We start from the raw sequence: 21,699 nt of genomic DNA on the forward strand, positions 1-21,699 counted from the left end.
AATCCAACGCCTTAATGTGCGTTTAGACACGGTAAATGTACGACAGGTTAAAGAAAGACTTTCCTCGTGTTGAAAGTAGAAATCTACCACTTGTTGTTTAAATGTTTGGTTATATTTAGTCATAAAAAATCTGCACCTTTGTATGTTGTTGGATAATAAGTCCAACTTTTGGGGTGCAGATCACAATCGTGCGTGGTTGTTCGTGAATGGAACTTTCAAATTGAGGCAGAATTCTGACAATTTCACCTTTTTTTAAACTTTCATAAACTACCCAATCCGGCAATAACGCCAGTCCTAACCCTTGAATACAGGCGGTTTGAATCACCTCTTTGTGATTTGTCGTTAAAGCCACAGGGATATGATATTGTTGCCACTGATCATTCTGTTTAATTAACCATCGATCTTGAATGTATCGGTAATGTGGATGTGATGCGTTCGGCATTAGAGTGTTGTCATAAAGGTTGGGGCGAAAGCATTATTATCGGTGTTGCGCCTGCCGGTGCGGAGATTCGTACCCGTCCATTCCAATTGGTAACCGGTCGAGTTTGGCGCAGTTCTGCTTTCGGCGGTGTTAAAGGACGTTCCGAGTTGCCGGGAATTATCGATCAATATATGAAAGGTGAATTTGCATTAAGTGATTTTATTACCCATACAATGCCATTGGAACAAATCAATGAAGCATTTGAATTAATGCATCAAGGTAAATCTATTCGTACGGTGATCCATTATTAATGAAAACATTAACATTAATTTCTAAAAACAAAATGTTTGGCGGTTATCACGCGCGTTACCGCCATTTTTCTACCAGCACGCATTGTGAAATGACCTTTGCGCTTTATCTGCCGCCACAAGCGGAGAAACAGCAGGTGCCGGTGCTTTATTTTCTTTCCGGACTGACTTGTACGGATGAAAATTTTTCCACTAAAGCCGGGGCGCAGCGTTATGCCGCACAATACGGCATTGCGTTGGTTATGCCGGACACCTCACCGCGAGGCGAGGCGGTTGCAGATGATGCGGGTTATGATTTAGGGCAAGGTGCCGGTTTTTATCTCAATGCAACAGAACAACCGTGGGCAGCGCATTATCAGATGTACAGCTACATTGTGGATGAATTACCTGAATTGATTGAGGCGAATTTTCCGGTTACGGCTCGGCGTTCAATTTTTGGGCATAGTATGGGCGGACACGGTGCATTACAGATTGCATTAAAAAATCCGCAACGCTATCTTTCGGTGTCTGCTTTTGCGCCGATTGTTAATCCGAGCGATACCCCGTGGGGAGAAAAAGCTTTTCGAGCCTATTTAGGTGAAGATCGCAGCAAATGGCAGCAGTATGACAGCACCCAGCTGGTGAAAAAAGTGGAAAAAGCGATACCGATAATGATTGATCAAGGTGATGCTGATAATTTCTATCCGCAGGAGTTGCAGCCTGAGCAATTTGTTAAAGCAGCAACGGCCAATAATATTGAGGTCGATTTCACATTACAGCCAGGTTACGATCATAGCTATTTCTTTATTGCAACGTTCATCGAAAAACATTTTGCTTTCCATAAAAAGTTCTTATTGAGCTAATCAAAATTAAATGCCTGTTGATAAGCCTATCAATAGGCATTCCACTCAGGTTTTACATCAAAATATGTTAACTATCGTCTTGTTTGTGAAGTATTAACATCTTCTATTTGAGCAAAATTATTTGAGAATAATTCTCATCTAATGAAAAGAGAATTTATTAACTAAACCATAAATAAAATGATTAAAAATAAGATAAAGATTAATAAAAGAAGAAAGATGATAAAATTTATCAAAAAAATTTTGCCACTGTTGGTATTTTTTGGTATGTTCAAAACCCTCTTACAATAATAAAACAAACACAACATTAAGGAATCCATATGCTTTATAACAAAGATGAAGTTCGTGAGAACTGTGGCTTTGGCTTAATTGCCCATCTTGAAGGTGAGCAAAGCCATAAAGTTGTGCGTACAGCAATTTTAGGTTTATCCAGAATGCAGCATCGCGGTGCAGTGTTGTCCGATGGTAAAACCGGTGATGGCTGTGGTTTGCACTTGCAAATGCCGAAACGGTTTTTCCATTTTATTGCTGAAGAACAGGGATTTAAATTAAATAAAAATTTTGGTGTCGGACAGATCTTTTTCCCGACAGATCCGCAGTTGATCGAGCAATATCAAGCAATTATCAAAGAAGAATTAACTAAAGAAACGCTGACAATTACAGCTTGGCGTGATGTTGCGATTAATCCTGCCGTATTGGGATCTATTGCGGCGGCAAGTTTACCGGCAATTAAGCAGGTTTTTGTTAATGTGCCTGCCGGTTGGGGAATTAAGGATATGGAACGTCGCTTATTTATGGCGCGTCGTCGTATCGAAAACCGCATTGATCATCCTGATTTTTATATCTGTAGTTTTTCAAGCCAAATTATCATTTATAAAGGCTTATGTATTCCGAAAGATTTGCCGAAATTCTATCTTGATTTGGCTGATTTACGTATGGAAAGTGGGATTTGTTTATTCCATCAACGTTTTTCAACCAATACTTTACCAAAATGGAAATTGGCGCAGCCATTCCGTTATTTAGCACACAATGGTGAAATCAATACTATTTCCGGTAACCGTGCGTGGGCAAGAGCACGTGCTTATAAATATCACACTCCACTTATTCCTGATTTACAGACTATTGCACCTTTTGTGAATGAAACCGGATCAGACTCCAGTTCTTTAGACGATATGCTGGAATTGTTTGTGAACGGCGGTATGGATTTATTCCGTGCAATGCGTTTGCTTATTCCACCTGCGTGGCAGCATAATCCGGATATGGATGATGATTTGAGAGCATTCTATGACTTTAACTCAATGCATATGGAGCCTTGGGACGGTCCGGCAGGCATTGTATTGAGTGATGGTCGACAAGTTGCTTGTAACCTTGATCGTAACGGTTTGCGTCCGGCACGTTATGTCATCACACAGGATAAATTGATTACAATCGCCAGTGAGGTGGGGATTTGGGATTATGCACCGGATGAAGTCATTGAAAAAGGTCGTATCGGACCGGGAGAGTTGTTGGTCATCGATACCGAACACGGTAAATTAATTCATTCTCAAGAGATTGATAAAGAGTTGAAAGAACGTCATCCATACCGTGAATGGTTGAATCGTAATGTACACCGCTTAGTGCCGTTTGAAGAGATTGAAGATGATAAGGTTGGCAAAGCGGAATTTTCACCGCAACAGCTCCTTACTTATCAAAAACAGTTCGCCTATAACAAAGAAGAATTGGAAAGTTTATTACGTGTATTGGGAGAAAATGGTCAGGAAGCGGTCGGCTCAATGGGGGATGATACGCCGTTTGCGGTGTTGTCTACTCAGCCACGGGTGATTTATGACTATTTCCGTCAATATTTCGCACAGGTGACCAATCCGCCAATCGATCCGCTGCGTGAGGCACACGTGATGAGCTTGAATACCAGTATCGGTCAAGAGATGAGTGTTTTCTTTGAAACAGAAGGGATGTCTCATCGTGTGAATTTTAAATCGCCGGTCTTGCTTTATTCTGATATGCAGCAACTGCTTGGTCTATCACAGGAATATTACAAACACGAAATTTTGGATGCGACTTATGATCCGAAAGCGCTAGGTTTAAAACAGGCGATAGAAGCGTTGGCAGACAGAGCAGAGCAGGCAGCTCATAACGGCACGGTATTGCTGGTTTTATCGGATCGTGAAATTTCTCCATCTCGAGTGCCAATTCCGGCAGCATTGTCTGTTGGTGCGGTGCAACAACGCTTGGTTGAAAAAAATCTTCGTTGTGATGCCAATATTATTGTTGAAACCGGTTCTGCACGAAATCCTCATCATTTTGCGGTTTTATTAGGATTAGGGGCGACTGCGGTTTATCCATATCTTGCCTACGAAAGTTTAAGTGAAATGGTGGCAAGTGGGGCGATTACTAAACCGTTACGCACTGTTTTATTGAATTTCCGCAAGGGAATCGATAAAGGACTTTACAAAATTATCTCTAAAATGGGGATTTCAACCATTTCCTCTTATCGTTGCGCTCATTTGTTTGAAGCGGTCGGTTTTAATAAAGAGATTGTTGAATTGTGTTTTAAACGGATTACCTGTCGTATTGAAGGCGCTTCTTTTGCTGATTTGGATCAGGATATGCAGCGTTTGCAACGTGATGCGTGGCGTGCAAGCCAGGCATTGCCGACCGGCGGTTTGTTGAAGTATAAACCTGACGGTGAATATCACGCCTATAATCCGGATGTGGTGAACTATTTACAACAAGCGGTAAACAGTGGCGATTATCGGATTTATCAGAAATATGCCGACACGGTTAACCATCGTCCGGTGGCAACCATCCGTGATTTATTAAAATTAAATATTGATGAAAGCAAGTCGATTGCAGTTGATAAAGTTGAGCCGGCAGAAAATTTATATAAACGTTTTGATACGGCGGCAATGAGTATCGGTGCATTAAGTCCTGAAGCGCACGAAGCGTTGGCGACCGCAATGAATCGTCTTGGCGGTTATTCTAACTCAGGCGAAGGTGGTGAAGATCCGCGCCGTTACGGAACAGAAAAAGTTTCTCGTATTAAACAGGTAGCATCCGGTCGATTTGGGGTAACGCCGGCGTACTTAATGAGTGCGGATGTGATTCAGATTAAAGTTGCCCAAGGTGCGAAACCGGGTGAAGGCGGTCAATTACCGGGCGATAAAGTCACACCTTATATTGCGCAATTACGTTATGCAGTGCCGGGATCAACATTGATCTCGCCACCGCCGCATCACGATATTTATTCAATCGAAGATTTGGCGCAATTAATCTTTGACTTAAAACAGATTAATCCTAAAGCCTTGATCTCTGTGAAATTAGTTTCTTTACCGGGAGTTGGCACCATCGCAACCGGTGTGGCTAAAGCTTATGCCGATTTAATTACAATTGCCGGTTATGATGGTGGTACGGGAGCAAGTCCGTTATCCAGTGTGAAATATGCCGGTTCTCCTTGGGAATTAGGTTTGGCGGAAGCACAGCAGGCATTGGTAGAGAATAATCTTCGTCATAAAGTGCGTTTACAGGTTGACGGCGGATTGAAAACCGGTCTGGATGTGATTAAAGCTGCTATTTTGGGGGCGGAAAGCTTTGGTTTCGGTACCGGTCCGATGATTGCACTGGGTTGTCGTTACCTCAGAATTTGTCACTTAAATAACTGTGCAACCGGTATTGCAACACAGGATGAAAAATTGCGTAATGAGCATTATCACGGCTTGCCGGAAAAAGCGATGAATTACTTTAAATTTATTGCGCAGGATGTCCGTGAATGGTTAGCAAAATTAGGCGTTGAAAAATTAACGGATCTTATTGGACGTACTGATTTATTAACGGTGATTGAGGGAGAAACTGCAAAACAACGCGGTTTGGATTTAACGAAATTGCTTTATGCGCCGCAAGTGCCGGCGGGTAGTGCAAGATATTGCACGCAAAGTAATCCGCCAATGGATAAAGGATTATTGAATAAAGCGATTTTGAAAGAGGTCGGCGATGCGTTTGATTATAACGATGAACAACATTTGGATTTGACATTTGATGTGAATAATACCGATCGTTCTGTCGGCGCAACCTTATCCGGTATGATTGCAAATAAATATGGCAATAACGGTCACGCACGCAAGAAAGTGGATATTCGCTTAAACGGTACCGTCGGACAAAGTTTCGGCGTATGGTTGTCTGGCGGCGTAAGCCTATATTTGACCGGTGATGCCAATGATTATGTCGGTAAAGGTATGGCAGGCGGTAAAATTGTTATTCGTCCGCATACTGGGGTAAGTTTTAAACCTGAATTATCAACTATTGCCGGTAATACGTGCCTTTATGGTGCAACAGGAGGAAGTTTATTTGCCTCCGGTCGTGTCGGTGAACGTTTTGCAGTGCGTAACTCTGGCGCAACTGCGGTGGTTGAAGGCATTGGGGATAATGGCTGTGAATATATGACTGGTGGCGTGGTCTGTGTGCTGGGTAAAACTGGTATTAATTTTGGTGCAGGTATGACGGGGGGTTTTGCCTATGTGCTTGATGTTGATGGTAAATTCCGTAGTCGTATTAATCCTGAATTAGTGGAAGGATTATCGATTGTCGAGTTGCCTATTTATCAGGAACATTTGCGCGGATTATTGGTGCATCATCACGATGAAACCCATAGCCCGTTAGCGGAACGCATTTTGAATAATTGGGGTGATTATGCTGATAAATTTGTATTGGTGAAACCAAAAGCAAATGATCTCAATGCGTTATTAGGGCATCAACGCCGCACCGTCAATGAACTTGGTGTGGTAACACAGTAATTTTCCATCGTCCGGGAGAAATCCCGGGCGCTCTCAGACAAATAAAAGGAAAAAACAATGAGCCAGCAAGGAAATATTTATCAGTTTATTGATTTACCTAGGATTGACCCTCAGAAAAAATCGTTAGAACAGCGTAAAACAAAGTTTATTGAAATTTATCAAATTTTTGATGAAGCGCAGGCAAAAGCACAAGCAGATCGCTGTTTAGCTTGCGGTAATCCATATTGCCAACATCGTTGTCCGTTACATAATAATATTCCGGATTGGTTAAAATTAACCTATGAAGGGCGCATTATTGAGGCGGCGGAATTGGCGCACGAAACCAATACTTTACCTGAAGTGTGCGGTCGAGTTTGTCCGCAGGATCGTTTGTGTGAAGGCTCTTGCACATTAAATGCCGAATTTGGTGCGGTAACCATTGGTAATATTGAAAAATATATCACTGAAACGGCATTTGAAATGGGTTGGCGGCCTAAAGTCAAAAATGTTGAAAAAAGCGGAAAACGTGTAGCGGTCATTGGTGCCGGTCCGGCAGGATTAGGCTGTGCGGAACAGCTGATTAGAAACGGTGTTGATGTTACTGTTTATGAGCGTCAGACAGAGATCGGCGGTTTGCTTACTTACGGTATTCCAGCCTTTAAACTTGAAAAAGAGGTGATGAAACGCCGTCGTGAAATTTTCACAGAGATGGGCATTGAGTTTAAATTAGGCGTCAATATTGGTGAAGATATTCAGTTATCCGAGATTGTTGCGCAGTATGATGCCGTTTTCCTTGGCGTAGGAACTTATCAAGGAATGAAAGCCAATATTCCGAATGAAGATGCGGAAGGCGTTTATTCCGCCTTGCCTTTTTTAATTGCCAATACGCAACAGTTATTAGGGCAAAATCCGGATAATTATGTTTCGATGGCAGGGAAACGTGTGGTCGTGCTGGGTGGTGGCGACACCGCAATGGACTGTGTTCGTACTTCTGTGCGTCAACAGGCGGCTGAGGTGACCTGTGTATATCGTCGAGATCAAGCCAATATGCCGGGAAGCCGTAAAGAGTTTGTGAATGCAAAAGAAGAGGGCGTGCAGTTCCAATTTAATGCTCAACCGGTGGCGATTGAAGCGGAACCGGTTGCCGTTCATACTGAAAATGGTCGTGTTACCGGCATTGAAGTGGTGGAAACCACAATGGGCGAACCGGATCAAAACGGTCGTCGTCGTGCGGAAATTGTTGAAGGCAGTGAGCATATTATCCCTTGCGATGCCGTCATTGTTGCTTTCGGTTTTGCGCCACATCAGATGCCGTTTCTTGCGGATGTCGGTGTGACTACCGATGCTCGAGGTCGTATTGAAGCAAAAGGTGAATTTAAACAACAAACCGCTAATCCGAAAGTATTTGCCGGTGGCGATGTCACCCGAGGTTCTGATTTGGTTGTTACCGCAATAGCGGAGGGCAGAGAGGCTGCCAAAGGCATTTTAGATTATTTCGGTATTTAAATAGCCTAATCGCACAGACAACATTATCTGCACTTCAAGTTTTCTTGAAGTGCAGATTTTTTTGTGCCTGAAAAATTATTCATTGTCAGTGGCGCTGTTAGCTACGTTTCAATGCATATCGCACCAGATCAAGCGTGTTATAGTTTCTATTATTTTAAAAGATTAAGTCTATTGATTTTTATGTTATTGATTTTTAAAAATAATTAATAATATTTATTATTAACCTATTGATTTAATACAAGTATCCTTTTTGATAGCAAATATATAATGCTTCAGTCTCATTTTTATCGTGAAAATGAAGACATTACACTATCAGGGAGAACATATTATGAGTGAAAAATTTAAGGGAAAATGCCCGGTAACCCATCTCACAACCGATTTCGGTGCGCCGGTGGTGGATAACCAAAACAGTTTAACCGCAGGCCCTCGAGGTCCATTATTGGCACAGGATGTCTGGTTACAGGAAAAATTAGCTAATTTTGTTAGAGAAGTGATTCCAGAGCGCCGTATGCACGCTAAAGGCTCCGGTGCATTCGGTACTTTCACGGTAACACACGATATTACCAAGTATACTCGCGCTAAAATTTTTAGTGAGATTGGTAAAAAAACAGAAATGTTTGCCCGTTTTACAACAGTGGCAGGCGAACGTGGAGCGGCGGATGCAGAACGTGATATTCGTGGTTTCGCCTTAAAATTTTACACTGAAGAAGGAAACTGGGATTTAGTCGGCAATAATACGCCGGTCTTTTTTATTCGTGATCCGCGTAAGTTCCCGGATTTAAATAAAGCCGTGAAACGTGATCCGCGAACCAATTTACGCTCTGCTACTTATAACTGGGATTTCTGGACATTATTACCGGAAGCACTTCATCAGATTACGATTGTAATGAGTGATCGCGGCATTCCGGCAAGTTATCGTCATATGAATGGTTTCGGCTCACACACATATAGTTTTATTAATGCAGAAAATGAGCGTTTTTGGGTAAAATTTCATTTTAAAACGCAACAAGGAATTAAAAATTTAACAGATGCAGAAGCGGAAGCTTTAATTGGTAAAGATCGTGAAAGCCATCAACGTGATCTCTATGAAGCGATTGAACGCGGTGATTTTCCAAAATGGACAATGTTTGTGCAAATTATGCCGGAACAGGATGCAGAAAAAGTACCTTATCACCCATTTGATTTAACCAAAGTTTGGCCACATAAGGATTACCCATTGATAGAAGTTGGCGAATTTGAGTTGAATCGTAACCCTGAGAATTTCTTCTTAGATGTCGAACAATCCGCATTTGCACCGAGTAATTTAGTTCCGGGAATCAGTGTTTCTCCTGATAGAATGCTGCAAGCACGCCTATTTAACTATGCTGATGCACAGCGTTATCGTTTAGGCGTCAATTATCACCAAATTCCTGTAAACCGAGCACGTTGTCCGGTACATAGCAATCATCGTGACGGACAAGGGAGAGTGGACGGAAATTACGGCAGTTTGCCTCATTATGAGCCGAATAGTTTCGGTCAATGGCAACAACAGCCTCAATATAAAGAGCCGCCACTTAAAATTAACGGCGATGCAGATTTTTGGGATTATCGTGAAGATGATGATGATTATTTTAGCCAGCCTCGTGCCTTGTTCCGTTTGATGACCACAGAACAGAAGCAAGCGTTATTTGAAAATACCGCTCGCGCAATGGGCGATGCACCTGATTTTATTAAGCAACGCCATATTGATAACTGTACGAAATGTGATCCAGAATATGGGGAAGGGGTGAGAAAAGCATTAGGCTTGTAAACAAATCTTTAAAGCAAAAAAATCGGGAAAGCGTTCCCGATTTTTTGTGAGGGTTATGTCGATTTTACGTTATAGAATTTGACGCTGTAATTGACCGATAATTTGCGGATTTTCTAAAGTGGAAACATCTTGTGTAATCACTTCATTTTTCGCAATAGAACGCAATAGACGGCGCATAATCTTGCCGGAACGGGTTTTCGGCAAGTTGTCGGCAAAACGAATATCTTCCGGACGGGCGATTTTACCGATTTCTTGAGATACCCATAATTTCAACTCTTCCGCGACCTGTTTTGCTTCATCATCGTCAATGGCTGCCTGATTCAACACCACAAACGCCACAATCGATTCACCTTTGATTTCATCCGGCTTACCGACTACCGCCGCTTCAGCAACTTTTTCGTTTGCCACTAACGCCGATTCAATTTCCATTGTGCCTAAGCGGTGACCGGAAACATTAATAACATCATCGGTTCTACCTAAGATCCAGAAATAACCGTCTTCATCACGATAGGCAGTATCACCGGTGACATAATATTTGCCGCCTAATTCTTGAGGGAAATAGGTTTTCTTATAGCGTTCATCATCATTCCAAATGGTACGAACCATACAAGGGAAAGGACGTTTAATGACTAATAAACCGCCTTTGCCTTTTTCGATTTTTTCACCTTTCTCATTGACAACATCTGCCATAATGCCCGGTTGAGGCAACGCACAAGAGCCCGGTTTTAACGGATTAATACCCGGCAATGGCGATAACATAATTGTGCCGGTTTCTGTTTGCCACCAAGTATCGACAATCGGGCATTTGCCTTTTCCAATCACTTCGTGATACCACACCCAAGCTGACGGGTTAATCGGCTCACCGGCTGTACCCAATAAGCGCAATGAGGAGAGATCATATTTGTTCGGGATTTGATCACCGAAACGGGTTAATGAACGAAGCAACGTTGGTGAAGTATGGAAAACGGTTACTTTGTGGCGCTGGATGATACGCCAAATACGCCCCGCATCCGGATAACTCGGCACACCTTCATACAACACTTGGGTTGCACCGCTTGAAAGCGGGCCATAACAGACTAATGAGTGACCAGTAATCCAACCTACATCAGCGGTACACCAAAATACATCGTTAGGTTTATAATCCATCACATTGCGGAAGTGATGAATAACCACTAATAAATAACCAGCAGTGCTATGAACAATGCCTTTTGGTTTACCGGTTGACCCTGATGTATACAGAATAAATAATGGATCTTCTGCATCCATCCATTCAGGTTCGCAGAAATCAGGTTGATGCATTGTTAATTCGTGCCACCAAAAATCACGTTCTTCATTCCACGGAGTGTCAACATTTAAACGGTAATAAACAATGACTTTTTCAACAGATTTACAGCCGATTTCCAATGATTCATCAACAATTTCTTTTAATGGGATAATTCTTCCGCCACGCAAGCTACCATTAGCAGTAATCACGATTTTGGCTTGTGCATCTTCAATACGATCACGTAAAGCACTGGCGGAGAAACCACCGAATACGACAGAGTGAATTGCGCCGATTCGAGCACACGCCTGCATTGCAATCACAGCTTCAACGATCATCGGCATATAAATAATTACGCGATCACCTTTTTTGATACCTTGTTCGCGTAAAGCGTTGGCAAAACGACAGACGCGATTGTGTAGCTGTTTATAGGTGTAAGTATTGACCTGACCAAAATCGGATTCAAACAAAATAGCAATTTTGTCCCCTTTATCCGGTAAATGGCGATCCAAACAGTTCCAGGAAACATTGAGTTTTCCATCAATAAACCATTTATAAAACGGCGCATTACTTCCATCAAATGGCGTTACAAACGGTTTCTTCCAACTGATTAATTCTCGTGCTAGATCTGCCCAATAATTCACGTAATCCTTATCGGCAAAATCCCATAGTTGTTTGTATTTTTCGTCGTCTCCAATATTTGCCTGTTGGCGAAAGGTACTGCTTGGTGAGAAAACACGAGTTTCTTTAAGAACAGAATCTATTTGCTGCATAATCATCTCCTTTATCGATGGTGGATAAAAAAAGCGATGCACTGCTGACGAATCGCCAATTACGTTTACGGTTGTTTTTTATTACGTTATATAAAAGTTAAAAAACGATCAAACAAAAGTTAATTAATTTTTGATACATAGATCACATTTTTAAAAAAATGTTATAAAAAAGAAATGAAAATAAATATTTAAAAAGCGTGTTAACTCTAAAGTGTTAATGAAAAAATATAATATTTTTTATCTTATCATTATGAATTTATTGATTTTATTTTTATTAATAAATTAATTGAATCAAATTTAATAGCAAATTTTAAACAAATTTAATAAATATTAATTTTTATTTTTTATGAATTTTTTATTAAAAATATGTTGCAAACAAATAAATTAAAATGCTACATTCTTTGTGTATAGAAATTATACATACCCAAATTCACCTTTATTTTGAGGATATATGTATGAACAGTGCAGGTAAAAAATTTAGAGAAGTTTTAAAGCAAACATCACCATTACAAATCGTTGGAACTATTAATGCTTATCAGGCTTTGCAGGCAACCAGGGTGGGGCATAAAGCAATCTATTTATCGGGTGGCGGCATCGCCAACGCTTCTTATGGATTACCGGATTTGGGGATGACAATGATCGAAGATGTTTGTGTTGACATCAGACGGATTACCGCAGTTTGTGATACGCCGTTGATTGTTGATGCGGATACCGGCTGGGGACACGCGTTTAATGTTGCCAGAACAGTTAAAGAGTTTATCAGAGCGGGGGCAGCCGGTTTACACATTGAAGATCAGGTTGCTGCGAAACGGTGCGGTCATAGACCAAATAAAGAATTGGTTTCCACCGAAGAGATGTGCGACCGCATTAAAGCGGCAGTCGATGCAAAACAGCAGTTAGATCCGGACTTTTTTATCATTGCGAGAACAGATGCGCACGCCAGTGAAGGGCAGCAAGCGGCGATTGATCGTGCTAAAGCCTATGTTGCCGCCGGAGCGGATGCAATTTTTGCGGAAGCCATTCATACGTTGGAAGAGTATAAACAGTTCGTTGAGGCGGTACAGGTACCGGTTTTAGCCAATATTACCGAATTCGGTGCAACACCGTTATTTACTGTGGATGAATTGGCTTCGGTTGGTGTGGCGATGGTGCTTTATCCGTTATCAGCTTTCCGCGCGATGAATAAAGCTGCATTGCGTGTTTATCAGGAATTGAAAGAGAAAGGAACACAAAAGGATGTGTTGGATACAATGCAAACAAGGATGGAATTATACGATATGTTGAATTATCACGCTTATGAGCAAAAAATGGACGAATTATTTTCCAAAGGCAAAGCCAAGTAGTTGAGAAGTAAGGCTTTCTATCTCAAATTCATCAAATGCTACTAAGGGGGCAAAAATGAGTGGTTTAGCGGGCATTACCGCAGGAAGTTCTGCAATCTGTACGTGTGGGTTAGGAAATGGCTTGAATTATCGTGGATATGCAATACAGGATCTGGCATTAAAAGCAGATTTTGAAGAGGTTGCTTATCTTCTTTTAGTCGGCGAATTACCTAATCAAAAACAATTAAATGACTTTAGAAGAAAAATTATTGCGGCAAGAGAATTACCGATTGCCGTTAAGAATGTGCTTAAGTCAATTCCGGCGTCTTCTCATCCAATGGATGTTATGCGTACGGCAACGTCTGCATTGGGGTGTGTGGAACCGGAAAAAGAGGATTTTTCCGATCAATTAGCGAAAGCGATTCGTTTATTAGGTGCGCTCCCTTCTTTTCTTATCTATTGGCATCATTGGCATAAGCACGGCAAAGAGATTGATCTGATTTCCGATGAAACCACAATGGCAGGTTATATCTTGGAAAGATTGAAATTGAAAAAACCGTTAGATGTTGAAGTTAAAGCAATGAATGCAATGTTAACGCTTTATGCTGAACACGAATTCAATGCTTCTACCTTTGCCAACAGAATTGCGGCTTCTACTTTATCCGATATTTATTCCTGCATTACTGCCGGTATTGCTGCCTTAAAAGGACGCTTACACGGCGGTGCTAATGAAGTTGCGGTTAAATTTGTATTGCAATTTGATAGCGTGGAACAAGCGTTAAAATCCGTTGACGAACTCTTTGCCAGAAAAGAAAAAATTATGGGATTCGGTCATCGCGTTTATCGTGATTTGGATCCAAGATCACCGGTCGGGTTTGAGTTGGCTTCAGAATTGAAAGAGTTGGAAACGTCTGATCCGAAATTATTTGATATTGCTAAAGCGATTCGTGACAAAGTAAAAGCGGAAAAAGGTTTACCGGATAATATCGATTTCTTTGGTGGTTTAATTTATCACTATATGGAAATTGAACGTTTATATTATACGCCGTTATTTATTATGTCTCGTGCCGCAGGTTGGGCTGCACACGCATTTGAACAAAGAGCAAATAATAAAATTATTCGACCTAATTCTGAATATACCGGCCCGGCACCAAGAGCATTTATTCCTTTATCAGAAAGAGAATAAAGCTAAAATTAAGTTAGCAGTTTTGCTAACTTAATTTATCGTGATTTGTGGTACAGGGTAATAATGAAATTACCCTGAAAAGTCCGATTAAAAATAAAATGATGCGCTGTGAACAATAATGAAAGCAATCTGTGGAGATCACGATGAACAATAAAAAATATCTCAAAGATTTACCGGATATGCCCGGTGTTAAATATTATGATATTAAATCGGCGATAGAAGATATTTCCCCTCATTCATTTTCTAAATTAAATTATACTTCAAGAGTGTTGGCAGAAAATTTATTAAGAAAATGTCCTGAAGAAGATTTAAAAGATTCTCTGATTCAATTAATAGAAAAAAGAACGGATAAAGATTTTCCTTGGTATCCATCTCGTGTGATTTGTCACGATATTTTAGGCTTAACTGCATTTGTTGATTTGGCTGGATTGCGTGAAGCAGTGGCAGAAAAGGGCGGCGATGCTAAAAAAGTCAATCCGGTCGTGCCAACACAACTTATAGTTGACCATTCTCTTGCGGTCGAATGTGGCGGATATGATCCGGATGCCTTTAGAAAAAATCGTGAAATTGAAGATAGACGCAATGCGGACAGATTTCATTTCATTAACTGGGTAAAACAAGCCTTTAATAATGTGGATGTGATTCCGCCGGGCAACGGCATTATGCATCAAATTAATTTGGAAAAAATGTCACCGGTGATTCATTTAAATGACGGCATTGCCTCTCCTGATACTTTGGTCGGAACGGACTCACATACACCGCACGTTGATGCGTTAGGGGTTATTGCTGTTGGCGTGGGCGGTTTGGAAGCAGAAAATGTGATGTTGGGAAATCCTTCTTATATGAGAGTGCCGGAAATTATTGGTGTTGAAATTACCGGCACCCGTGCTGCCGGTATTACCGCCACCGATATTGCGTTATCACTCACTTCATTTTTAAGACAAAATAATGTGATTTCTGCTTATTTGGAATTTTATGGCTCAGGCATTAAATATTTAAATTTAGGTGATCGGGCGACTATTGCCAATATGACACCTGAATATGGTGCAAGTGCCGGCATTTTTGCCATTGATGAACAGACGCTCACCTATTTAAGAACAACCGGCAGAGAAGAAAAGCAGGTTAAATTGGTAGAAGCCTATGCCAAAGCGAATGGGTTATGGGCGGATAGTTTAAGTGACGCCACTTATGCACGAACCTTAAAATTTGATTTAAGTTCAGTGGTAAGAAGTTTGGCAGGTCCGTCAAAACCGCATAAATTAGTGCCGACAACCACCTTAAAAGCAGAAGGCATTGCCAAACCGTTATCGCAACAGGATGACAAACTTCCGGATGGTGCTATTTTAATTGCCGCCATTACCTCCTGCACCAACACGTCCAATCCACGCAATATTATTGCCGCCGCATTGGTCGCGAAAAAGGCGAATCAGCTTGGTTTGAAACGGAAACCGTGGGTGAAATCCTCATTAGCGCCGGGTTCAAGAGTGATTGAGGTTTATCTAAAAGCTGCCGGATTATTGCCGGAATTGGAAAAGTTAGGCTTCGGTATTGTCGGCTTTGCTTGCACGACCTGTAATGGAATGTCCGGTGCACTCGATCCGAAAATTCAACAGGAAGTGCTTGAACGCAATATCTATTCTACGGCGGTGTTATCCGGCAATAGAAATTTTGACGGTAGAATTCATCCTTATGTTAAAGAGGCATTTTTGGCATCACCGGCATTAGTTGTGGCTTATGCGCTAGCAGGAACGATTCGATTTGATATTGAAAATGATGAATTAGGTAAGGATGCGGCTGGAAACAGCATTAAATTAGCGGATTTATGGCCTACGGACGAAGAGATCGACGCGATTGAGAAAAAGTACGTAAGACCGGAAATGTATAATGATGTTTATATCCCAATGTTTATTAAAGATGACAGCAACAGAAAAGATATGAGCCTGTTTTATGCTTGGAATAAACAATCCACCTATATTCAGAAACCGCCGTATTGGCAAGCGGAATATATGCAAATGCCGGCATTGAAAGGAATGAGAGCGTTGGGTGTTTTTCCAGATAACATTACAACCGATCATTTATCGCCATCGAATGCAATTTTGCCTACTTCTGCATCGGGCGAATATTGCTTAAAAATGAGATTGCCGGTAGCGGATTTGAATTCATATGCCACTCACCGCGGCGATCACAATACCGCATTGCGAGCAACTCTAGCGAATCCAAAATTATTTAATGAAATGGTCAAAAATGCAGATGGCAGTGTTAAACAGGGATCGCTCACTAAAATTATGCCTGAAGTCAAAGAATCCAGAATGTGGGAAGCGATTGAACATTATATGGCGAAAAAACAGCCATTAATTATCATTGCTGGTATTAATTATGGACAAGGTAGTTCACGTGACTGGGCAGCAAAAGGGGTGAGATTGGCTGGTGTTGAAGTGGTGATTGCCGAATCAATAGAGCGGATTCACCGCACAAATTTGGTTGGAATGGGGGTATTACCATTGCAATTTAAATCCGGTGACTCTCGCCATACTTATGCTATTGATGGTAGTGAAGTATTTGATATTGAAGGTGAAATCTCGCCAAGGTGCGATTTAACCGTGGTGATGACAAGAAGCAATGGTGAAGTGGTTAAATTCCCTGTTTTATGTAGATTGGATACATCGGCTGAAGTTGAAGTGTATAAAAACGGTGGCATTTTGCAGAAATTTGCGAAAGATGTTGTCAATGCACAATAAAGCGTCATCCGAAAACAATAAACAAACTATTTTGTTTTAAGGTGGAAAGCTATGAGCGAGTATAAACCGCAAATTAAAATCAGAGCGACCTATATGCGTGGCGGCACTTCAAAAGGCACGTTTATCAATATAGCGGATTTGCCGGAAGAGGTGCGACAAGATCCTAAAAAACGGGATAAATTAGTGCAAAGAATTGTCGGCAGCCCGGATGTTTATAAGCAACAAATGGATGGAATGGGCGGCGCAACCTCTTCTACCTCTAAGGTTGTGTTGGTTGGAAAAAGTGCAGTTGCCAATCACGATGTCGATTACTATTTCTGCCAAGTCGCTATTGATAAAGATGTTGTTGATATGAGCGGTAATTGCGGCAATTTATCCAGTGCAGTCGGGCCTTTTGCCATCAAGGAAGGGTTAGTGGAGAATGTGCCGGAAAATGGCATTTGTTGCGTCAGAATTTGGCAAGCCAATATCAAGAAAACGATTCTTTGCTATGTCAGAATGGTTAATGGGGTAGTGAAAGAAATCGGTGATTATTATATTGACGGCGTTGCTTTTCCAGCGGAAGAGATTGTCTTGGAATTTGTAGAACCAGTTGATCCGAATGATGCCTTATTTCCAACTGGAAATTTGGTTGATACCTTAGAGGTGCCGGAAATCGGTACGCTTCAAGCGACGTTAATCACTGCCGGCATCCCGACCGTTTTTGTCAATGCTGATGAAATCGGTTATACAGGAACGGAATTGCAGAGTGATATTAATGGCGATCAAGCGGCATTAGATCGATTTGAACGCATTAGAATTGCCGGCGCTTTGAAAATGGGCTTGATTGCCAACGAGAAAGAGGCGGAGAGCAAACAACATACACCGAAAATCGCTTTTGTTGCGCCGGCAAAAGATTTTATGACTTCAAGCGGTAAAGAGGTAAAAGCGGCGAGCATTGATCTGCTGGTGCGGGCGCTATCTATGCAAAAATTGCATCACGCAATGATGGGAACGGCTTCTGTCGCCATTGGTGTTGCTGCTTGCATTCCCGGTACATTGGTCAATTTGGCTGCCGGAGGCGGCGAGAAAAAAAATGTTACTTTCGGTCATCCGTCCGGTACTTTAAAGGTAGGAGCTGCTATCGAAAATCAAAATGGTAAACCGGTGGTGAAAAGTGCAACATTAAGCCGTAGTGCCAGAATTCTTATGGAAGGATATGTGTTTGTGCCGGCAGACACGTTCTGAATCTTTTAAAGCGGATAAAGCCGGGCATTTCTGCTCGGCTTTCAATATAACTCTGATGATCAACTATCTGTTGGTTGATATTTAAAAATCATTCTTAGCTATTCTTGTAAATTTTACATTGTAACAAAAAATTTTTTTCAAAAATGTGATCTATGTATCAAACATTTTCTTAACTTTAAATTGCTTATTTTTTAACTTTTGTATAACTTAAGTGTTCCATTGGCGATTCGTAATGTGGTGCATCGCTTGCTTATCCATCAATTAGAGGAGAAGAACCCTATGCAACAATTAGATTCTATTTTAAAAGAAGATCGAGTTTTTCCACCAAGTGATGAATTTCGACAACAAGCGAACATCGGCAATGACGAACAGTACCGACAATTATGGAAATTTGCAGATGAAGACTATCTCCATTATTGGGCAGATTTGGCACGAGAATTAATCAGTTGGAAAAAACCGTTTATGACCATTTTTGACGGCAGCAATGCGCCGTTTTATAAATGGTTTATTGACGGTAAACTTAATGCTTCATATAACTGCTTGGATCGCCACCTTCCGGATAAAGGCGACAAAGTGGCGCTTATTTTTGAATCAGATTTCGGACAGGTCAATACTTATACCTATAAACAGCTACACAATCGTGTCTGCCGTTTTGCGAATGCGCTGCGTGAACAAGGCGTGAAAAAAGGCGATCGGATCGTGATTTATATGCCGATGTTGGCGGAAGCGGTGATTGCAATGCAGGCGTGCGCTCGAATCGGCGCAATTCACTCTGTTGTATTCGGTGGTTTCTCCGCCAGTGCTTTGCGTGATCGTATTGAAGATGCGCAAGCCAAAATGGTGATTACGGCTAATGGCGGTTTGCGTGGCGGTAAAATTATTCCATTAAAAGAAACGGTTGATAGCGCACTGGAGATGGGATGTGAGTCAATTGAAAAAGTAATTGTCTATTATCGTTTAAATATTGACACGCCGTGGCAAGAGGGACGTGATCTCTGGTGGCACGAGCTTTCTAAAGATCAGCCGGCTTTTTGTGAACCGGAATGGATGGATGCCGAAGATCCGCTCTTTATTCTTTATACCTCCGGCTCAACCGGAAAACCAAAAGGGATTGTACACAGCACTGCCGGTTATTTATTAGGTGCACTTAATAGTTTCCGGAATATTTTTGATAACAAACCGGAGGATGTGTATTGGTGTAGTGCCGATGTGGGTTGGATTACCGGTCACTCCTATGTTTGTTACGGGCCGTTGGCAAACGGAGCAACACAAGTGATTTATGAAGGTGTGCCGGGTTATCCGGATGCCGGACGTATTTGGCGTATTATTCAGCGTCATAAAGTGAATGTTTTCTACACTTCCCCAACCTTAATTCGTTCATTGACGCGTTTCGGTGATCATATTCCGCACAAATATGATCTCTCTTCATTGCGCTTATTGGGCAGCGTTGGTGAACCGATTAACCCGTCAGCTTGGATGTGGTTTTATCAGGTTATTGGCAAAGAAAAATGCCCTATTGTTGATACTTGGTGGCAAACAGAAACCGGTTCAATTATGTTATCACCGCTGCCGGGAATTACCGCATTGAAACCGGGCTCTTGCACCTTACCGCAACCGGGAATTATGGCGGATGTGGTTGATGAAGAGGGCAATAAAGTCACGAATGGCAATGGCGGTATGTTAGTGATTAAACGCCCGTTCCCGTCAATGTTACGTACTATTTGGAATGACGATGAACGTTATAAGAGAACTTATTTCCCTGAAGAGTTGGGTGGCAAATACTATGTTGCCGGTGACTCCGCGCACCGTGATGAAGATGGCTACTTCTGGATCTTAGGACGAACAGACGATGTACTGAATGTTTCCGGTCACCGTTTAGGCACAATGGAAATTGAATCTGCGTTAGTCGCGAATGAAAAAGTTGCCGAAGCGGCGGTAGTCGGTAAACCGGATGAAATCAAAGGTGAATCAATTGTGGCGTTTGTGGTGTTGAATCAGGCAGTCATTGACGATGATGAAGCAAAACAGGTGGCAGAAGAGTTGAAACAGTGGGTATCTCAAGAAATCGGAAAAATTGCCAGACCGGAAGATATTCGCTTTGCCGACAACTTGCCGAAAACCCGTTCCGGTAAGATTATGCGCCGTTTATTGCGTTCTATTGCGAAAAATGAAGTGATTACACAAGATGTTTCCACTTTAGAAAATCCGCAAATTATCGGACAGCTACAACGGCAAATTCTGTAATATATCAACGATATAAAGCCCTGATGATTCAGGGCTTTTTTGTGTAAGTAACAAATTTTTAGGTGGCACTAAACAGCAGATATTATAACAAAAGTCGTCGATATTCTTTTTAGTTATAAAATATAGCCAATAACCATTATTCATAGGTGTCAGTTAAGAGTAATCTAAGCCCATTCAATCGATAAGAGAGATTATTTAGGAGCAATTATGACTATTTATGCAGACAATTCATTAAGTATCGGTCACACACCTTTGGTGCGTTTACAACACTTTGGGCAAAATGGAAATGTAGTAGTAAAAGTAGAAGGCAGAAACCCAAGTTTCAGTGTGAAATGCCGTATCGGTGCCAATATGGTTTGGCAAGCGGAAAAAGACGGTATTCTTACCAAAGATAAAGAAATTATTGATGCAACCAGCGGTAATACCGGTATTGCTCTTGCTTATGTGGCAGCGGCAAGAGGTTATAAAATCACCATTACAATGCCGGAAACAATGAGTAATGAGCGCAAAAAACTGCTTAAAAGTTTAGGCGTAAACTTGGTATTGACCGAAGGTGCGAAAGGAATGAAAGGGGCGATTGCCAAAGCGGAAGAAATTTTAAATTCTGATCCGAATCGCTATGTAATGTTAAAACAGTTTGAAAATCCGGCTAACCCGGCGATTCACCGTCAGACTACCGGCCCAGAAATTTGGAACGATAGTGAAGGCAAAATTGATGTTTTAGTTGCCGGTGTGGGAACAGGCGGTACGATTACCGGTATTTCTCAATACATCAAATTAGATCAAAAGAAAAAGATTGTATCGGTAGCGGTTGAGCCGGAAGAGTCACCGGTGATCAGTCAATATCTTGCCGGTGAAGAATTGAAACCGGGCCCACACAAAATCCAAGGGATCGGTGCCGGCTTTATTCCAAAAAATCTTGATTTATCCTTAATTGACCGTGTGGAAAAAGTGGATAGCGATACCGCAATTAAAACTGCACGTAAATTATTAGAAAAAGAGGGCTTATTGGTCGGTATCTCTTCCGGTGCAGCAGTGGCAGCGGCTGATCGTTTAGCGAGGTTACCGGAATTTAAAGATAAATTAATTGTAGCGATTTTGCCTTCTGCCGCAGAACGTTATTTAAGTACACCGCTTTTCGCAGATATTGAAATTTAATTAATCATAAACTAACCATTCAGACCGCTTTAATAGCGGTCTCAGACTGTTGACAAACCTCTAGACATACCTCTAGAGGTTTGATCTAATAGGCATATCGAAAAAAGGAAATGCCTATGCTCAAAAATACACCCTCACTCCAATATGAAATCGAGATGATA

At 41.5% G+C, this 21,699-nt stretch carries 12 protein-coding genes and 1 pseudogene; 11 read left to right on the plus strand and 2 right to left on the minus strand.

The features are described from left to right. Positions 1-115 precede the first annotated feature (115 nt). Complete coding sequence (locus tag A3EO_RS0107495) at positions 116-442, minus strand: LysR substrate-binding domain-containing protein (protein WP_018346641.1); 327 nt, start codon at positions 440-442, stop codon at positions 116-118. Between A3EO_RS0107495 and A3EO_RS0107500 the strand changes: the two are divergent. The 5 genes and pseudogenes from A3EO_RS0107500 to A3EO_RS0107520 all read left to right on the plus strand — a co-directional run. After that, positions 406-732: pseudogene (locus tag A3EO_RS0107500) on the plus strand (S-(hydroxymethyl)glutathione dehydrogenase); the annotation flags it as partial. The gene A3EO_RS0107495 and the pseudogene A3EO_RS0107500 sit on opposite strands and share 37 nt — an antisense overlap. Then, positions 732-1,571, plus strand: coding sequence for an S-formylglutathione hydrolase (gene fghA / locus A3EO_RS0107505; RefSeq protein WP_018346643.1), 840 nt, complete (start codon positions 732-734; stop codon positions 1,569-1,571). The pseudogene A3EO_RS0107500 and the gene fghA, both read left to right, overlap by 1 nt. 317 nt (positions 1,572-1,888) lie before the next feature. After that, entirely contained in the window at positions 1,889-6,355 is a 4,467-nt protein-coding gene (gene gltB / locus A3EO_RS0107510; protein WP_018346644.1) for a glutamate synthase large subunit, read from the plus strand. 57 nt (positions 6,356-6,412) lie between these two features. Beyond that, a complete protein-coding gene (locus A3EO_RS0107515; protein ID WP_018346645.1) occupies positions 6,413-7,840 on the plus strand; it encodes an FAD-dependent oxidoreductase in 1,428 nt (475 codons plus the stop codon). A gap of 328 nt (positions 7,841-8,168) precedes the next feature. Next, positions 8,169-9,629: a catalase gene (locus tag A3EO_RS0107520; protein WP_018346646.1), complete on the plus strand. Its 1,461-nt coding sequence runs from the start codon at positions 8,169-8,171 to the stop codon at positions 9,627-9,629. A gap of 69 nt (positions 9,630-9,698) precedes the next feature. Here the strand turns inward: A3EO_RS0107520 and acs (A3EO_RS0107525) are convergent, their stop codons facing one another. Beyond that, positions 9,699-11,663, minus strand: coding sequence for an acetate--CoA ligase (gene acs / locus A3EO_RS0107525; protein ID WP_018346647.1), 1,965 nt, complete (start codon positions 11,661-11,663; stop codon positions 9,699-9,701). Positions 11,664-12,118: 455 nt separating this feature from the next. Here acs (A3EO_RS0107525) and prpB point away from each other — a divergent pair, with 455 nt between their 5' ends. The 6 genes from prpB to cysK all read left to right on the plus strand — a co-directional run bounded on the left by prpB (position 12,119) and on the right by cysK (position 21,538). Next, a complete protein-coding gene (gene prpB / locus A3EO_RS0107530) occupies positions 12,119-13,006 on the plus strand; it encodes a methylisocitrate lyase (protein WP_013745347.1) in 888 nt (295 codons plus the stop codon). 55 nt (positions 13,007-13,061) lie between these two features. Further along, complete coding sequence (locus tag A3EO_RS0107535) at positions 13,062-14,171, plus strand: citrate/2-methylcitrate synthase (protein WP_013745346.1); 1,110 nt, start codon at positions 13,062-13,064, stop codon at positions 14,169-14,171. Positions 14,172-14,314: 143 nt separating this feature from the next. Then, positions 14,315-16,909, plus strand: a complete 2,595-nt coding sequence (acnD, locus tag A3EO_RS0107540) for a Fe/S-dependent 2-methylisocitrate dehydratase AcnD (protein WP_018346648.1) — start codon at positions 14,315-14,317, stop codon at positions 16,907-16,909. 51 nt (positions 16,910-16,960) lie between these two features. Further along, positions 16,961-18,136: a 2-methylaconitate cis-trans isomerase PrpF gene (prpF, locus tag A3EO_RS0107545; protein ID WP_018346649.1), complete on the plus strand. Its 1,176-nt coding sequence runs from the start codon at positions 16,961-16,963 to the stop codon at positions 18,134-18,136. A gap of 279 nt (positions 18,137-18,415) precedes the next feature. Then, positions 18,416-20,380 (plus strand): acetate--CoA ligase, encoded by a 1,965-nt coding sequence (gene acs / locus A3EO_RS0107550; protein ID WP_018346650.1) that lies wholly within the window; start codon positions 18,416-18,418, stop codon positions 20,378-20,380. 207 nt (positions 20,381-20,587) lie between these two features. Next, positions 20,588-21,538, plus strand: a complete 951-nt coding sequence (cysK, locus tag A3EO_RS0107555; protein ID WP_018346651.1) for a cysteine synthase A — start codon at positions 20,588-20,590, stop codon at positions 21,536-21,538. The last annotated feature ends 161 nt before the right edge of the window (positions 21,539-21,699 follow it).

The organism is Gallibacterium anatis DSM 16844 = F 149 (genome assembly GCF_000379785.1).
GTDB lineage: Bacteria > Pseudomonadota > Gammaproteobacteria > Enterobacterales > Pasteurellaceae > Gallibacterium > Gallibacterium anatis.

Coding starts and splice junctions, on each gene's coding strand:
- cysK (WP_018346651.1), top strand. CDS start 20,588: ATGACTATTTATGCAGACAATTCATTAAGTATCGGTCACACACCTTTG.
- A3EO_RS0107495 (WP_018346641.1), bottom strand. CDS start 442: ATGCCGAACGCATCACATCCACATTACCGATACATTCAAGATCGATGG.
- A3EO_RS0107515 (WP_018346645.1), top strand. CDS start 6,413: ATGAGCCAGCAAGGAAATATTTATCAGTTTATTGATTTACCTAGGATT.
- acs (WP_018346647.1), bottom strand. CDS start 11,663: ATGCAGCAAATAGATTCTGTTCTTAAAGAAACTCGTGTTTTCTCACCA.
- gltB (WP_018346644.1), top strand. CDS start 1,889: ATGCTTTATAACAAAGATGAAGTTCGTGAGAACTGTGGCTTTGGCTTA.
- fghA (WP_018346643.1), top strand. CDS start 732: ATGAAAACATTAACATTAATTTCTAAAAACAAAATGTTTGGCGGTTAT.
- A3EO_RS0107520 (WP_018346646.1), top strand. CDS start 8,169: ATGAGTGAAAAATTTAAGGGAAAATGCCCGGTAACCCATCTCACAACC.
- acnD (WP_018346648.1), top strand. CDS start 14,315: ATGAACAATAAAAAATATCTCAAAGATTTACCGGATATGCCCGGTGTT.
- acs (WP_018346650.1), top strand. CDS start 18,416: ATGCAACAATTAGATTCTATTTTAAAAGAAGATCGAGTTTTTCCACCA.
- prpF (WP_018346649.1), top strand. CDS start 16,961: ATGAGCGAGTATAAACCGCAAATTAAAATCAGAGCGACCTATATGCGT.
- prpB (WP_013745347.1), top strand. CDS start 12,119: ATGAACAGTGCAGGTAAAAAATTTAGAGAAGTTTTAAAGCAAACATCA.
- A3EO_RS0107535 (WP_013745346.1), top strand. CDS start 13,062: ATGAGTGGTTTAGCGGGCATTACCGCAGGAAGTTCTGCAATCTGTACG.